Consider the following 14845-nt stretch of genomic DNA (forward strand, 5'->3'; position numbering starts at 1 on the left):
CCGTTTTGTCTTCGGACCCGAACGCCGGTATAGTAAACACCCGTGCCGGAGAGACTCCGGTACGGATGGCTCAGGGGATTCCGGGTGACCGGAGGGACTCCTTGACAGCCATTGGGGTATGGTGTAATTGGCAACACAACGGTTTCTGGTACCGTCATTCTAGGTTCGAGTCCTGGTACCCCAGCGGTTTCACCGATGAGATGAGCAGTGATGAGCATCGATTTGGTGGAAGCCCCCAGAGTGTGAAATACTACTGGGGTTGCCCAGATGGATCTGCTAGCGGCAGATCGACTGGACAACGGTGACGGCCCCATCGTATAGCGGCCTAGTACGCCGCCCTCTCACGGCGGTAACGCGGGTTCGAATCCCGCTGGGGTCACCACGAGGCGAAGGCCCGGTCCATCAGGACCGGGCCTTCGTCGTTCCCGGGTGCCCGGCCCCGGGGTGGAACACCGCAGGGTGATTCCCAGGTGTCATGATGGGGTGCGTGAGCACCACCGAAGACAGCGCCTCCGCCGCGCGCGGCGCGGCCGAGGCCGTCGACCTGCTGAGTCGGCTGCGCCTGACGCTCGAGGGGGTCCGCCTGCCCCTCGGGATCGACGGGGCAGCGGGGGCCGACCGCGACCGGCGGTCCGCCGTGGACCAGCTGGACGACTACGTCCTGCCGCGGTACCGCAGCCTGGACGCCCCCCTGCTGGCCGTCGTCGGGGGCTCCACCGGCGCCGGGAAATCCACCCTGGTCAACGCGCTGGTGGGACACCCCGTGACGCGTTCCGGTGCCATCCGTCCCACCACCCGCCAGCCCATCCTGCTGCACCACCCGCAGGACGCGGAATGGTTCACCACGCCCCGCGTGCTACCCCACCTGTCCCGGACGCGGGGCCGCCTGGCCGATCCGGATCCCGCGGCGAGTGGGTCCCTGGTCCTGGTGGCCGAGCCCGCACTACCCGCCGGGCTGGCTCTGCTGGACGCCCCGGACATCGACTCCGTCGCCGACGAGAACCGTCGGCTCGCCGGGCAGCTGCTCTCCGCCGCCGACCTGTGGGTCTTCGTCACCACGGCCAACCGGTACGCGGATGCCGTGCCCTGGGAGCTGCTGCTGGATGCCGCCGCCCGTGACATCACCGTGGCGGTCGTGCTAGACCGGGTGCCGGACGGCGTCCAGGCCGAGGTGGGCGCCGACCTGCGCGGGATGCTGGAACGGCAGGGGCTGGGCGCGGCTCAGCTGTTCGTGGTCACCGAGGCCGCGCTGGGGGCCGAGGGCATGCTCCCGGACGGCGCCGTGGACCGTCTGCGGGACTGGCTGACGGCCATCGCCACGGACGCCGGATCCCGCTCCGAGGTGGCCCGCCGCACCCTGAACGGCGTGGTCCGCCAGCTGGCGGGCACCGTGGAGGGGCTGGTCCAGGCCGAGGAGGACCAGCGCCGGGCGGCGGCCCGGCTGACGGGGGACGTGGACTCGGCGTACGGCCAGGCCCTGCGGGAGGTGCTGTCCGCCACGCAGGACGGGACCCTGCTGCGCGGCGAGGTCCTCTCGCGGTGGCAGGACTTCGTGGGGACCGGGGAGTTCTTCCGGTCGCTGGAGTCCGGGATCGGCCGGCTGCGTGACCGCCTGACCTCCTTCCTCACGGGCCGGCCGGCCCCGCCGGAAGAGGTCGAGACCGCCCTCGAGACGGGCCTGCACGCCGTGCTCGTGGAGCAGGCGGCCGCGGCCGCGGAGGAGGCCGAGCAGCGGTGGCGCCAGGACGCCGCCGGCCGCGGACTCGTGCAGGGTCGGGACCTGGCGGCCCTGCCGGAGGACTTCTCCGAGCGGGCCGCCGGCGAGATCCGCGGCTGGCAGCAGGACCTGATCCAGCTCATCCACCAGGAGGGGGCGGGCAAGCGGACCATGGCGCGGATCTCCGCCCTCGGCGTCAACGGGGTCGCCGTGACCCTGATGATCGTCTCCTTCGCCTCGACTGGGGGCCTGCTGGGCCTCGAGGTGGGAATCGCCGGGGGCACGGCCGTGGTGGCCCAGAAGCTGCTCGAGTCGATCTTCGGAGAGGACGCCGTGCGCCGGCTCGCCCGCCGATCCCAGGAGAACCTCGTGGGGCGGGTCGCGGACCTGTTGCAGTCCGAGGCCGCCCGCTTCACGGGGCTGCTGGACGAGGTGCCGGACGAGGGGTCCTCGGCGCAGCTGCGCGCCCTGGTCCCCGCGCTGCGCCGGCTGTCCGGACGGCGGGAGGGCTGAACCATGCCGATGACCGATCAGGGTCCGCTGGGCCGCAAGCTGGCCGCCCTGCAGACCGCCACCGAACTGGGCGGAGGGCGGGTCCCGGAGGAGGCGCTGGCCTCCGCCGAGCAGGTCCTCGAACGGGCCGGCAAGCGGCGCCGGCTCTCGTCCGAGCACACCGTGGTCGGGTTCTTCGGTGCCACCGGATCCGGCAAGTCCAGCCTGTTCAATGCCGTCACCGGCCAGGAGCTGGCCCGCGCCGCCGCCACCCGGCCCACCACCGCAGAGCCGCTGGCCGCCGTCTGGGGCGCCGAGGGTTCCGGTCCGCTGCTGGACTGGCTCGAGGTGGACCAGCGCCACCTGCTGGACGGGCCGCCGGCCGGCGCGGATCCACGGGGGACCTGGGTGCGGCTGGCGGACCGGCTCCGGGGCGGTGGCCGGGACGCTGCCGGTGGCCTGATCCTGCTGGACCTGCCCGACTTCGACTCGATCGCCGTCCAGCACCGGGAGATCGTGACGCGGCTCGCCGGCCAGGTGGATGTGCTGGTCTGGGTCGTCGACCCCCAGAAGTATGCCGACGCGGCCCTGCACCGGGAGTTCCTGGAGCCACTGGCCGCCCACCGTGGTGTGACCCTCGTGGTCCTGAACCAGGTCGACCGGCTCGCCGAACGGGACGTGGCCGGGGTGCTGTCCTCCCTGCGGGGGATCCTGGCCCAGGACGGACTGGCCCAAGTGCCGGTGTTCGCGGCGTCCGCCGTGACGGGGGAGGGGATCGAACCGCTGCGCCACGCCATCGCCGAGGTGGCGGAGCGGCGGACCGCCGCCACCGACCGGCTGCTGTCCGATGTGCGCACGGCGGCCAGGGCCCTGGGCGTCGAGGACGCGGGCGGCGTGCCGGCCGGCGTCGGGAAGGGTACCGAGGCCCGGCTGGTGGACGCCCTGACCGAGGCTTCCGGCGCGAGCACCGTGGTGCGGGCCGTGCAGCAGTCGTACCGGCTGGAGGGCAGGCGCCGCACCGGCTGGCCCGTGGTCCGGTGGCTGGCCCGCGCGCGGCAGGACCCCCTGCGCCGGCTGGGACTGCGCCGCGGGGACCATCCCGACCGCCGCCGGAGGGACTCCCCGGCGCCGGACGACCCCCGGGTGCACCGGACCTCGCTGCCCGGACGGAGCCCCGCCCAGCGGGCCCAGGCCGACGGGGCCATCCGGACGTTCGCGGACCGGGCGAGCGAGGGCGCGCCGGACACGTGGCGCTCCTCCGTCCGCCGTGCCGCCCGCAGCCACGATCAGACCCTTCCGGATGAACTGGACCAGGTGATCTCCTCGGCGGACCTGCGGGCAGGCGCCGGATCCTGGTGGTGGCACGTGATCAACGTCCTGCAGTGGTTCGCCCTGCTCGCCGCGGTGGCGGGGCTGGGCTGGCTCGGCGTCCTCGCCCTGGCCGGCTACCTCCAGTTCGAGGTGCCGCCGGCACCGGACGTGGAGGGCTTTCCGATCCCCACCCTGCTGGTGGCCGGCGGCCTGCTCTTCGGCGTGCTGCTCGCCCTGCTCACCGCGCCGCTGGTGCGCCTCGGGGCCCGCCGGCGCGCCCACCGGGCCAGGCGGCGGCTGCGGGGCGGCATCGCGGACCTGGCCCGGGAGCGCATCGTCGCGCCCGTGGGCGCCGAGATCGAACGCTACGGCGCGTTCCGGGAGGCGCTGGCGGCGGCCAGCGGGCGGCATTGACCGGCGGTGCCGCGGTGACCGGTGGCGGGGCCGTGACCGTGGGCGGACTGGGTGAGGCGGGGATCCTGCGCATCCTGAACCGGCGCTTCGCCGCGGTCCCGGCGGCGGACGACTGGTCCGAGGGAACCGTCGGGCCCGGGGACGACGCCGCCGTGGTGGCCGCCCCGGACGGACGCTTCGTGATCACCACGGACGCCATGGCCCAGGACCGGGACTTCCGGATGGCATGGCCGGCCGCCGACGCGCGCGGATCCGCGTCAGGGGCGGGCGGCGGCTTCGCGGGCGGCTACTCGACCGGCTGGAAGGCCGCGGCGCAGAACCTCTCCGACGTGAACGCGATGGGCGGGGACCCCTCGGGGCTCCTGCTGGCCCTGACCATGCCGCCCAGCACGTCGGTGGAGTGGATCGACGGCCTCGCGGCCGGCCTCGCCGGTGCGGTGATCCACCTGGGGGCGGACCGGTGCCGCGTGGTCGGCGGGGACCTCGGGTCCGATGACCGCATCACCCTGGCGGTGACGGCCACGGGGGACCTCGCGGGCCGTCCGGCCGTCCGCCGCACCCTCAGCACGGGCGGCTGGGGCGGACCCGGCCGCGGCGGCCCCGTCCGGCCCCCGGCGGACGGGGGTGCCCCGGGACTCGACCTGGTCCTGTGCGGGCGCGCCGGCTGGGCGGCCGCCGGCCTGGACGTGTTGGACACCCGCCGGGAGGAGCTGCTGCGCCGTCTCGGCGCCGCGGAGCGGTCCGGGGACTCCGGGGTCCGGCGGACGGCCGCCCTGGCCTCCTCCGCGCAGCTCAGGCCCCGGCCGCCGTTGGGCGCCGGCCGGCGGGCCGCCGAGTCGGGGGTGCTGGCCATGATGGACGTGTCCGACGGCCTGCTCAAGGACGCCGGGCGACTCGCCGCGGCCAATGGGCTGCGGGCGGAACTCGACGCGGACTGGGTGCGTTCCGAGGCCAGGGCGCTGGAGCCCCTGGCCCGGACGCTGGACCGCGACGCCGAGGACTGGGTGTCCGCCGGCGGCGAGGACTACGGGCTCCTGGCCGTGATGCCGGCCGGCACCGGGGTGCCGGCGGGGTTCCGGCGCGTCGGCCGATTGCTGGGGCGGCTGCCGGGCGGACCGGCGGGGCCGGAGCAGGACAACGCCCAGGCACCCGGCGGCTGGGACCATTTCAGCGGCCCCCTCAGGTCGTCACGCCCGCAGTCCGGGTAGGGACATGCCGGGCGAGTCGGCGGGTGCCGCCCTCACGATCCCTCGAGGGGCGGCGGCGCGAAGCGGTGGCCGAGGGCGGCGGTGGTGAAGCCGGCGTCCTGCCAGGGGCGGGGGTCCAGGACGTTGCGGCCGTCGATGAGGTTCCTGCGGTCCACGAGCCGGCCGACGTAGTCCGGGTCCATGGTCTTGAACTCGTCCCATTCGGTGAGCAGGATGACCAGGTCGGCGCCGACGAGGGCCTTCTCCAGGGAGTCCACGTAGCCCAGGCGGGGGAACCGTTGGGCGGCGTTGGCGTTGCCCTGCGGGTCGTAGACGGCGACGTCGGCCCCGGCGGTGTAGAGCCGATTGGCCACGTCCAGGGCGGGGGAGTCCCGCACGTCGTCCGAGTTGGGCTTGAACGTCACCCCCAGCATGGCCACCTTCGCCCCGTGCAGGATCTCGACGGCGGCCGGGGACGGGACGCTGCCGGCTCCGTCGGCGCCGGCGGTGCGCGGGCTGGCTGCGGATGAAGGGCCGTGGAGGCTGTGGGAGAGGACCTGGACGGCCAGGTCCACGACGCGGTCGCGGCGGCGCAGGTTGATGTCGTCCATCTCGGCCAGAAAGCGCGTGGTGCGGTCCAGGCCGAGCTCGGAGACCCGGGCCTGCAGGGCCCGGATGTCCTTGGGCAGGCAGCCGCCGCCGAAGCCGACGCCGGCGTTGAGGAACTTCCGCCCGATCCGCGGATCGTGGCCGATCGCGTCGGCCAGGGTGCCGATGTCCCCGCCGACCTGCTCGGTGATCTCACTGAAGGCGTTGATGAAGGAGATCTTGGTGGCCAGGAAGGCGTTGGCGGCGACCTTGACCAGCTCCGCGGTGGCGAAGTCCGTGCGGATCCACGGGGTGTCCTCCGCCAACGACTTCGCGTACACCTGCCGCAAGAGCCCCTCGGCGTGGTCTGATTCCACGCCGACGACGAGCCGGTCCGGGCTCAGGGTGTCCTGCACGGCGTAGCCCTCGCGCAGGAACTCGGGGTTCCACGCCAGCTCCACCTCGCCGGCCAACGGGCCAGCGGCCTGGGCCTGGGTGCGGGTGGTGGCGAGCAGGTCCTTCAGGCGGGTGGCGGTGCCGACCGGGACGGTGGACTTGCCCACGATCAGCGCGTCCCGGGTGATGTGCCGGGCCAGGGAGGTCACGGCGGCGTCCACGAAGCGCAGGTCGGCGGCGGTCTCGCCGGGCTTCTGCGGGGTGCCGACCCCGATGAAGTGCACGTCCGCCCAGGCCCCGACCTCCTCGTAGGAGGTGGTGAACCGCAGCCGCCCGGAGTCCACGTGCTTCAGAAGCAGCTCCGGCAGGCCGGGCTCGTGGAAGGGCAGCTCCCCGGCGGACAAGGCCTGGACCTTGGCCGGGTCGATATCCAGGCCCAGCACCTCGAAACCCAGCTCCGCCATGCACGCAGCATGCGTCGCCCCCAGATACCCCGTGCCCACGACGGAGATCCGGAGGGTGGGCTCGGGCAACGTGGCGGCGTCCGTCATGGTGGGCATCAATCCTGCCTGTCGGGTGGTCATCAGTGCTGAGCGTACTGGTCTCGATCGGCAGGTTAGGGATGCCGGCGGCCGGGGAGCCGTCCTCGAGGAGAACCCGCGGCCAACGGGGTGAGAACAGCGGGGTGGTGGAGGTTCAGCGCGCGGGGGCGGGAGCCGCGGTGGTCCGGATGAGCTCGGTGAGGTGGTGGGCGTGGCGCATGACGGTCTCCGCGTGGACGCGACCGGGCTGCCGCGTCAGGCGTTCGATGGGCCCGGAGATGGACATGGCCGCGATCACGCGGCCGCTGGGGCCGCGGACGGGGGCGGAGACCGAGGCCACCCCGGGTTCGCGTTCCCCGAGGGACTGCGCCCACCCGCGACGGCGGACGGCCGCCAGGACCGTGGGCGTGAACACCGATCCGTTCAGCCCCTCCACGAGCCGTTCGTTGTCCTCCCAGGCCAGCAGGACCTGGGCCGCGGAGCCGGCCTTCATGGACAGTCGCGTGCCCACCGGGATCGTGTCCCGCAGGCCCACCGGCCGCTCGGCGCTGGACACGCAGACCCGGGCGTCGGCCTGACGGCGGAAGAGCTGGGAGCTCTCCCCGGTGGTATCCCGCAGCCGGGACAGCACGGGCCCCGCGGCCGAGGTCAGCCGGTCCTCGCCGGCGGCGGAGGCCAGTTCCGAGAGCCGGGTCCCCAGGACGTACCGCCCCTGCAGGTCCCGGCCCACCAGGCGGTGGTGCACGAGGGCAGAGGCCAACCGGTGGAGCGTGGGCCGGGCGATGCCCGTGGCCGAGACCAATTGGGCCAGTGACGTGGGCCCTGCCTCGAGCGCGTCCAGGATGGCGGCGGCCTTGTCCACCACTCCGACCCCGCTGGGGGTCCGGAGCGCGGGCTGTCCTTCGGGCGGTCCGTCGTTCGAGGGAATGTCCATACTCTGATACTACCGTCTCAGTATGCGAGACAATGTCGCCGAGGATGGCCTCGCGCGATCCCGCGGTGCCAGAGTAAGGGGGTCACTGGCGGAAGGACACGAGATGGCAGACAGCACAACAGGCATCACCGCGGGAAACACCGCGGGAAACACGGCCGGGGGCTCGGCACCGCTCACCCTGGCGGAGAAGGTCTGGCGGGACCATGTGGTGGTCCCCGGAGAGGGGACGGGCCAGTCGCAGACCCCGGACCTGCTCTACATCGACCTGCACATCATGCATGAGGTGACCAGCCCGCAGGCCTTCGAGGGGCTGCGACTGGCCGGCCGTTCCGTCCGCCGGCCAGACCTGACGATCGCCACCGAGGACCACAACACCCCCACCCTGGAGATCGACCGGCCGATCGCCGACCCGGTCTCGGCCAAGCAGATCCAGACCCTGCGGGACAACGCCGCCGAGTTCGGCATCCGGCTGCACCCACTGGGGGACGCCGAGCAGGGGATCGTGCACGTGGTGGGCCCGCAGCTCGGCCTGACCCAGCCCGGGATGACCGTGGTGTGCGGCGACTCCCACACCTCCACGCACGGGGCCTTCGGGGCGCTGGCCTTCGGCATCGGCACCTCCGAGGTCGAGCACGTCCTGGCCACCCAGACCCTGCCGCTGAAGCCGTTCAAGACGATGGCCATCACCGTGGAGGGCACCCTCCGGGAGGGCGTGACGGCCAAGGACATCATCCTCGCCGTCATCGCCAAGATCGGCACCGGCGGTGGCCAGGGCCACGTGCTCGAGTACCGTGGCTCCGCCATCCGTGCGCTGTCCATGGAGGCACGCATGACCATCTGCAACATGTCGATCGAGGCCGGTGCCCGGGCCGGCATGATCGCCCCGGACGAGACGACCTTCGAGTTCATCAGGGACCGGGCGCACGCGCCTCAGGGCGCTGACTGGGATGCGGCCGTGGACTACTGGTCCTCCCTGCCCACGGACGAGGGCGCCACGTTCGACGCCGAGGTCTTCCTCGACGCCGACTCCCTCGAGCCCTTCGTCACGTGGGGCACCAACCCGGGCCAAGGCGTCTCCCTCAACGACGCGGTCCCGGACCCGGAGCACTTCGACGATCCGAACGCGCGGGCCGCGGCCGAGCGGGCCCTTCAGTACATGGACCTGGCCGCCGGCACGCCGATGAAACAGATCCGCGTGGACACCGTCTTCCTGGGTTCCTGCACCAACTCCCGGTTGGAGGACCTGCGCACTGCCGCCTCGATCCTCAAGGGGCGGACCAAGGCCGAGGACGTCCGGATGATCGTGGTCCCCGGATCGGCCCGGGTCCGGCTGGAGGCCGAGGCCGAAGGGCTGGACCGGGTGTTCACGGACTTCGGTGCCGAATGGCGCTTCGCCGGTTGCTCCATGTGCCTGGGCATGAACCCGGATCAGCTGGCGCCGGGGGAACGGTGCGCCTCCACCTCCAACCGCAACTTCGAGGGGCGCCAGGGCAAGGGCGGGCGCACCCACCTGGTCTCGCCGGTGGTGGCCGCCGCCACCGCCATCCGAGGCACGCTGTCCTCGCCGTCCGACCTGGCGGCACTCGAATCCGCACTGCAGGAGGCCTGAGCATGGAACCCGTGACCCACCACACCGGAATCGGTGTCCCGCTGCGTCAGTCCAACGTGGACACCGACCAGATCATCCCGGCCGTCTACCTCAAGCGCGTCACCCGCACCGGATTCGAGGACGCCCTGTTCGCCCGCTGGCGCAAGGACCCGGAGTTCGTCCTGAACCGCGAACCCTATGCCCACGGGACCGTCCTGGTGGCCGGGCCCGACTTCGGCACCGGGTCCTCCCGCGAGCACGCCGTCTGGGCGCTGAAGGACTACGGCTTCCGGGTGGTCCTCTCCGCACGGTTCGCGGACATCTTCCGCGGCAACTCCGGCAAGCAGGGGCTCGTGGCCGCCGAGGTGGACCAGCAGGACATCGAGCTGATCTGGAAGGAGATCGAGAACCATCCCGGCACCGAGGTGTCCGTGGACCTCGAGGCCCGGACCGTGACCTGCGGACCGGTCAGCACCACGTTCCAGCTGGACGACTACACGCGCTGGCGCCTGATGGAGGGTCTGGACGACATCGGACTCACCCTGCGCAGCGAGCAGGAGATCGCCGATTTCGAGGCGCAGCGGCCGGGCCTCAAGCCCGCCACGCTGCCCGTGCGGACCGGCTGATCCCCGACGGGCCCGTCCCGGCACCGTATGCTGGTGTGCGGATCCGCGCCGCCCGGGCTGTATTCCCCAGCGGACCCACACACCAGCGACGGCCCGACCCGGCGGGCCACGGAGGAATGCCACTGCCTATGGGAAATCTGCTGACGATCAACGGCGGCAAGCCGCTCGAGGGACGGGTGTCCGTCCGCGGTGCCAAGAACCTGGTACCGAAGGCCATGGTGGCCTCGCTGTTGGGCAGCAAGCCGTCGGTGTTGCGCAACGTCCCGGAGATCCGGGACGTCGACATCGTCACCGGTCTGCTCTCCGTCCACGGGGTCAAGGTCTCCAAGGACCCGGTGACCGGTGACCTCTCCCTGGACCCGGCGGACACCAAGTCCGCCACCAGCTCGGAGATCGACGCCCACGCCGGCGACTCCCGCATCCCGATCCTGTTCTGCGGGCCGCTGATGCACTCGATCGGTGAGGCCTTCATCCCCGACCTGGGCGGCTGCAAGATCGGCGACCGGCCGATCGACTTCCACCTCACCGTGCTGCGCAACTTCGGCGCCGTGGTGGAGAAGCGCCCCGGCGGCATCCACATCTCGGCCCCCAAGGGCCTCACCGGGGCCAAGCTGGAGCTGCCCTACCCCTCCGTGGGCGCCACCGAGCAGGTGCTGCTGACCGCCGTGAAGGCGGAGGGCATCACGGAGCTCAAGGGCGCCGCCGTCGAGCCGGAGATCCACGACCTGATCCACATCCTGCAGAAGATGGGCGCCATCATCACGGTCCAGACGGACCGCACCATCCGGATCGAGGGCGTCAACGAGCTCTCCGGCTTCAACCACCGCGCCATCCCGGACCGCAACGAGTCGGCGTCCTGGGCCTCGGCCGCGCTCGTCACCCAGGGCGACATCTACGTCGAGGGCGCCATGCAGCGCGACCTCACCGCCTTCCTGAACATCTACCGCAAGATCGGCGGCGAGTTCGAGGTGGACGATGACGGCATCCGCTTCTGGCACGGCGGGGGGAGCCTCAAGCCCCTCGTGCTGGAGACCAACGTCCACCCGGGGTTCATGACCGACTGGCAGCAGCCGCTCGTGGTGGCCCTGAGCCAGGCGGAGGGGGTCTCGATCGTGCACGAGACGGTCTACGAGAACCGCTTCGGGTTCACCGACGCCCTCGTGCGGATGGGCGCCTCGATCCAGCTGCACCGCGAATGCCTGGGCTCCGTGCCGTGCCGGTTCGGCCAGCGCAACTTCCTGCACTCCGCCGTGATCTCGGGACCGACGGAGCTGCACGGTGCGGACTTCGACATCCCGGACCTGCGCGGCGGGTTCTCCCACCTCATCGCCGCCCTGGCGGCCCGGGGGACCTCGCGGGCCACGGGCATCGAGATCATCAACCGCGGCTACGAGAAGTTCATGGACAAGCTCACCGGCCTCGGAGCGGACGTCGAGCTGTCCGCCATCAGCCGGTAGGGGACCGCCGTGACCGAATCCGCGGGACTGCGCGCCGGGTACTTCACCGCGGCCGCCGCCGTGCGGCCCACGCTCAACGCCCTCATGGCCAAGGAGTGGCAGGGGCTGGAGAACCTCCCGAAGGACGGGTTCATCCTGTGCGCCAACCACCTGTCCAACCTGGATCCGCTGGCGGTGGGCCACATGGTCTACGCCCAGGGGCACCTGCCGTACTTCCTGGCCAAGGCCGAGCTCTTCCAGCTCCCCGTGGTGGGCGGCCTGCTGACCAGGATGCGGCAGATCCCCGTGGACCGCGCCCGCGGCGGCAACGAGTCGCTGCTGGCGGCGAACCAGGTCCTGGCCGACGGCGGGGCCATCATCATCTACCCCGAGTCCACGCTGACCACGGACCCGGACCTGTGGCCGATGAAGGCCAAGACCGGTGCCGCGCGGCTGGCGCTCAAGACCGGCGTGCCGGTCATCCCCATGGCCCAGTGGGGCATCCACGAGGTGATGCCGGGGCCGGCGAAGGCCCCGAGGCCGTGGCCGCGGCGCACGGCACGGATCCGCCTCGGCGCCCCCGTGCCCCTGGAGGACCTGCGGGCCTCCGCCCTGACGCGGGACGTGCTGGACGCGGCCAGCGAACGCATCATGTCCGCCATCACGGGGGAGCTCGAGGTCCTGCGCGGCGAGCCGGCCCCCGAGGGCCGGTGGAATCCGCGCACGGCACGGCGCGAGCCGATCGCCGGCCGGCACGACCCGGGCGGCGCACGACCGGAGCGGGGGACCCCGTGAGCGCGGGGACGGCCGGCGCTGCCAGCACGGCGGCCCGTCCCGAGAAGCTCGTCGTGGTGGGGGCCGGCAGCTGGGGCACCACCTTCGCCAAGGTGCTGGCGGACTCCGCCCGGGAACGAGGGGTCCCCGCGCCCGAGATCGTCGTCTGGGCCCGCCGCCCCGAGATCGCGGAGTCCATCACCCGGGACCACCGCAACGAGGACTACCTGCCGGAGATCGAGCTGCCGCGGTGCCTGACGGCCACCACGGACCTCGCCGCCGCCGTGACGGGGGCCGGGCTCGTGGTGCTGGCCATCCCCGCCCAGGAGGTGCGGGGGCACCTGCCGGCCATCCGCGCCCACCTGGACCCGGCCGCCGTCGTGCTCTCCCTCGTCAAGGGGCTGGAACGGGGCACCGACGCCCGGATGAGCGAGCTGTGCGCCGAGGAGCTGGACCTGCCGGCGGCGCGCTTCGCCGTGGTGTCCGGGCCGAACCTGGCCCTGGAGATCGCCCGCGGCGAGCCCACCGCCACCGTGGTGGCCTCCACGGACGCGGACGCGGCCGAGTGGATCGCCACACGGACCGCGGGGCCGTACTTCCGCCCCTACACCAACACGGATGTGACCGGCGTGGAGATCTGCGGCGTGGTCAAGAACGTCATCGCGCTGGCCGTGGGCATCTGTGACGGCCTGGGCTTCGGGGACAACTCCAAGGCCTCCGTCATCACGCGCGGACTGGCCGAGACCACCCGGCTCGCCGAGAGCCTCGGGGGCCAGGCCGGCACTCTGGCCGGGCTGGCCGGGCTGGGCGACCTGGTGGCCACGTGTGCCTCGCCGCTGTCCCGGAACCGGACCGCCGGCCGGTACCTCGGCCAGGGTCTGAGCGTGGCGGAGGCCACCGCCCGGCTCAAGCAGACGGCGGAGGGCATGAAGTCCGTCTCCGCCGTGGTGGACCTGTCCCGGCGGCACGGCGTGGAGATGCCCATCAGCGAGGCGATGAACGCGGTGATCGCCGGGACGCTCGACGTGGACACCCTGTCCGGGCTGCTGCTGTCCCGTGACCTCAAATCGGAAGGACGAACGTGACGACGGAAGACCACGGCCGCCTGCGCGTGCTGGTGCTGTTCGGGGGACGCTCGAGCGAGCACCCGATCAGCTGCATCACCGCCACCGGCGTGCTCGGCGCCATGGACCCGGAGCGCTACGAGGCGGTCCCGGTGGGGATCACCCGCACCGGACAGTGGCACGGCCTCGATGCCGACCCGGCGAACTGGAACCTGCCCGGCGGGGACCTGCCCCGGGTGCCGGAGCCCGCGGACCCGCTCACCCTGCACCTGACCTCGGACGGCACCCACGAGCTCGTCTCCGTCACGCGGGGCACCTCGTACGGCGCCGTGGACGTGGTCTTCCCCCTGCTGCACGGCCCGTTCGGTGAGGACGGGACCCTGCAGGGCGAGCTCGAGATGGCCGCCGTGCCCTACGTGGGGGCCGGCGTGCTCGCCTCCGCCGTGGGCATGGACAAGCACTTCATGAAGCTGGCCTTCCAGGCCGCCGGACTGAGCGTGGGGCCCTGGGAGACCGTCACGGACCGCCAGTGGCGTGCCGACCCCGAGGCGGCCGTGCGGCGGGTGGCCGCGCTCGGAGCGCCGTTGTTCGTCAAGCCCGCCCGGGCGGGCTCCTCCTTCGGCATCACCCGCGTGTCCGACCCGGAGGGGATCGTCGCGGCCATCGAGGAGGCCCGGCGCTTCGACCCGAAGGTCGTGGTGGAGGCCGGGATCGAGGGCCGCGAGATCGAGTGCGCCGTGCTGGACGGGCACGGGGTCTCGGCGCCCCGGGCGTCCCTGCCCGGGGAGATCGTGGTGCGAGACGGCTCCGGCGGGCACGACTTCTACGACTTCCAGGCCAAGTACCAGGACGATTCCGCCGCCGAGCTGTCCTGCCCGGCGGACCTGCCGCAGGAGGCGATCGAGCTGGTCCAGCGGCTGGCCGTGGAGGCCTTCGACGCGGTGGACGCGGAGGGGCTCTCCCGCGTGGACTTCTTCTACACGCCGGACGGCACGTTCGTCATCAACGAGATCAACACCATGCCGGGGTTCACGCCGATCAGCATGTACCCGTCCATGTGGGAGCGCTCCGGGCTGCCCTACGGTGAGCTGATCGACGAGCTGCTCTCCCTCGCGCTCGAGCGCGGCACCGGGCTGCATTAGGTCCCGTGGCCCGGACCGGGCCGCCGGAACGCGCCGCCGGAACCCAACACAGGCCTACGACGACGGCGCGTCCGTCTGCGGGATCGGCGCCTGGGTGGGGGCTGAGGTGGTGCACCCGCCGGTGGCGGGGATGCGGCCGACGGCCGCGGCCAGGTCCACCATGACCGAGCTCGATCCGGCCCGGGTGTCGTCGAAGAGCACCTCGACGGCGGGGGACCGGCCGTAGGTGGTCAGGGTCCAGAACTCCCCGTCATCCCGCGTCACCCAGTCGATGCCGTTGGCCGTGACACAGTGCTCCGTGGTGGGCCCGGGAACGGGGACGCCGCACCGCAGGATGACGGCGGAGGGCTCACCCCAGGCGGCCGTGGCCTGGCTGTCCGTCTCGCGGCGATCCAGGCCGGCCACGACGTCCGGGAGGGCGACCATGGCCTCGGCGCACACGGGGTCCGTCGCCTCGGGGGCCGGCTCCACGTCGGCCACGGGCCCGCCGCAGCCGCTGACGCCCAGCACCGCGCCGAGCAGCGCCACCGCCCCGACGGCCCTGACACGACGGCGCGGACCCGGGGCCTCGGGGCCCTCGGGGGCAGGACTGGTCCGGGCGGTCAGGTCAGGGGAAAACATGAGGACAGCCTAC

Annotated in this window: 12 protein-coding genes and 2 tRNA genes; 11 read left to right on the plus strand and 3 right to left on the minus strand. The window is 72.8% G+C overall.

Going from position 1 to position 14845, the window contains the following annotated elements; translation table 11 throughout:
* Nucleotides 1-112: 112 nt before the first annotated feature.
* From RE421_RS09160 to RE421_RS09180, 5 genes are all read left to right on the plus strand, one after another.
* A tRNA-Gln gene (locus RE421_RS09160) sits at nt 113-184 on the plus strand.
* 122 nt (nt 185-306) lie between these two features.
* Nucleotides 307-382, plus strand: a tRNA-Glu gene (locus RE421_RS09165).
* Nucleotides 383-478: 96 nt separating this feature from the next.
* Nucleotides 479-2230: a dynamin family protein gene (locus tag RE421_RS09170; protein ID WP_309817240.1), complete on the plus strand. Its 1752-nt coding sequence runs from the start codon at nt 479-481 to the stop codon at nt 2228-2230.
* A 3-nt stretch (nt 2231-2233) separates the two neighbouring features.
* The gene (locus tag RE421_RS09175; protein ID WP_309809000.1) at nt 2234-3934 is read left to right on the plus strand and encodes a GTPase; all 1701 of its coding nucleotides are present in this window, start codon (nt 2234-2236) and stop codon (nt 3932-3934) included.
* A gap of 32 nt (nt 3935-3966) precedes the next feature.
* Nucleotides 3967-5142, plus strand: coding sequence for a thiamine-phosphate kinase (locus RE421_RS09180; protein ID WP_309809002.1), 1176 nt, complete (start codon nt 3967-3969; stop codon nt 5140-5142).
* A gap of 32 nt (nt 5143-5174) precedes the next feature.
* Here RE421_RS09180 and RE421_RS09185 read toward each other — a convergent pair whose 3' ends face one another.
* Together RE421_RS09185 and RE421_RS09190 are read right to left on the minus strand one after the other, a co-directional pair.
* The gene (locus RE421_RS09185) at nt 5175-6665 is read right to left on the minus strand and encodes a UDP-glucose dehydrogenase family protein (RefSeq protein WP_396134641.1); all 1491 of its coding nucleotides are present in this window, start codon (nt 6663-6665) and stop codon (nt 5175-5177) included.
* Between the two features lie 136 nt (nt 6666-6801).
* Entirely contained in the window at nt 6802-7581 is a 780-nt protein-coding gene (locus RE421_RS09190; RefSeq protein ID WP_309809003.1) for an IclR family transcriptional regulator, read from the minus strand.
* A gap of 103 nt (nt 7582-7684) precedes the next feature.
* Here RE421_RS09190 and leuC point away from each other — a divergent pair, with 103 nt between their 5' ends.
* The 6 genes from leuC (at nt 7685) to RE421_RS09220 (ending at nt 14211) form a co-directional block, all read left to right on the plus strand.
* Nucleotides 7685-9190, plus strand: a complete 1506-nt coding sequence (gene leuC, locus RE421_RS09195) for a 3-isopropylmalate dehydratase large subunit (RefSeq protein ID WP_309809006.1) — start codon at nt 7685-7687, stop codon at nt 9188-9190.
* A 2-nt stretch (nt 9191-9192) separates the two neighbouring features.
* Entirely contained in the window at nt 9193-9795 is a 603-nt protein-coding gene (gene leuD, locus RE421_RS09200) for a 3-isopropylmalate dehydratase small subunit (protein ID WP_309809008.1), read from the plus strand.
* A 128-nt stretch (nt 9796-9923) separates the two neighbouring features.
* On the plus strand, nt 9924-11252 hold the full coding sequence (gene murA, locus RE421_RS09205; protein ID WP_309809010.1) for a UDP-N-acetylglucosamine 1-carboxyvinyltransferase: 1329 nt from the start codon (nt 9924-9926) through the stop codon (nt 11250-11252).
* Nucleotides 11253-11261: 9 nt separating this feature from the next.
* The gene (locus RE421_RS09210) at nt 11262-12026 is read left to right on the plus strand and encodes a lysophospholipid acyltransferase family protein (RefSeq protein WP_309809011.1); all 765 of its coding nucleotides are present in this window, start codon (nt 11262-11264) and stop codon (nt 12024-12026) included.
* Nucleotides 12023-13090 carry an NAD(P)H-dependent glycerol-3-phosphate dehydrogenase gene (locus RE421_RS09215; RefSeq protein WP_309809014.1) on the plus strand — a complete coding sequence of 356 codons (1068 nt, stop codon included), beginning with the start codon at nt 12023-12025 and terminating at the stop codon, nt 13088-13090. Before RE421_RS09210 ends, RE421_RS09215 begins: the two co-directional genes overlap by 4 nt.
* Nucleotides 13072-14211 carry a D-alanine--D-alanine ligase family protein gene (locus RE421_RS09220; protein ID WP_309817246.1) on the plus strand — a complete coding sequence of 380 codons (1140 nt, stop codon included), beginning with the start codon at nt 13072-13074 and terminating at the stop codon, nt 14209-14211. The genes RE421_RS09215 and RE421_RS09220 overlap by 19 nt, the downstream gene beginning before the upstream one ends.
* A gap of 54 nt (nt 14212-14265) precedes the next feature.
* Here RE421_RS09220 and RE421_RS09225 read toward each other — a convergent pair whose 3' ends face one another.
* Nucleotides 14266-14832: a DUF3515 domain-containing protein gene (locus tag RE421_RS09225; RefSeq protein ID WP_309809016.1), complete on the minus strand. Its 567-nt coding sequence runs from the start codon at nt 14830-14832 to the stop codon at nt 14266-14268.
* Between the last annotated feature and the right edge of the window lie 13 nt (nt 14833-14845).

The sequence above is a fragment of the Citricoccus sp. I39-566 genome (assembly GCF_031432995.1).
Classification (GTDB): Bacteria; Actinomycetota; Actinomycetes; order Actinomycetales; family Micrococcaceae; genus Citricoccus; species Citricoccus nitrophenolicus_A.

Bases quoted from the DNA above. Each gene is read 5' to 3' on its own strand.
- RE421_RS09170 (WP_309817240.1), top strand. From the start codon at position 479: ATGGGGTGCGTGAGCACCACCGAAGACAGCGCCTCCGCCGCGCGCGGC.
- RE421_RS09175 (WP_309809000.1), top strand. From the start codon at position 2,234: ATGCCGATGACCGATCAGGGTCCGCTGGGCCGCAAGCTGGCCGCCCTG.
- RE421_RS09185 (WP_396134641.1), bottom strand. From the start codon at position 6,665: ATGCCCACCATGACGGACGCCGCCACGTTGCCCGAGCCCACCCTCCGG.
- RE421_RS09190 (WP_309809003.1), bottom strand. From the start codon at position 7,581: ATGGACATTCCCTCGAACGACGGACCGCCCGAAGGACAGCCCGCGCTC.
- leuC (WP_309809006.1), top strand. From the start codon at position 7,685: ATGGCAGACAGCACAACAGGCATCACCGCGGGAAACACCGCGGGAAAC.
- leuD (WP_309809008.1), top strand. From the start codon at position 9,193: ATGGAACCCGTGACCCACCACACCGGAATCGGTGTCCCGCTGCGTCAG.
- murA (WP_309809010.1), top strand. From the start codon at position 9,924: ATGGGAAATCTGCTGACGATCAACGGCGGCAAGCCGCTCGAGGGACGG.
- RE421_RS09225 (WP_309809016.1), bottom strand. From the start codon at position 14,832: ATGTTTTCCCCTGACCTGACCGCCCGGACCAGTCCTGCCCCCGAGGGC.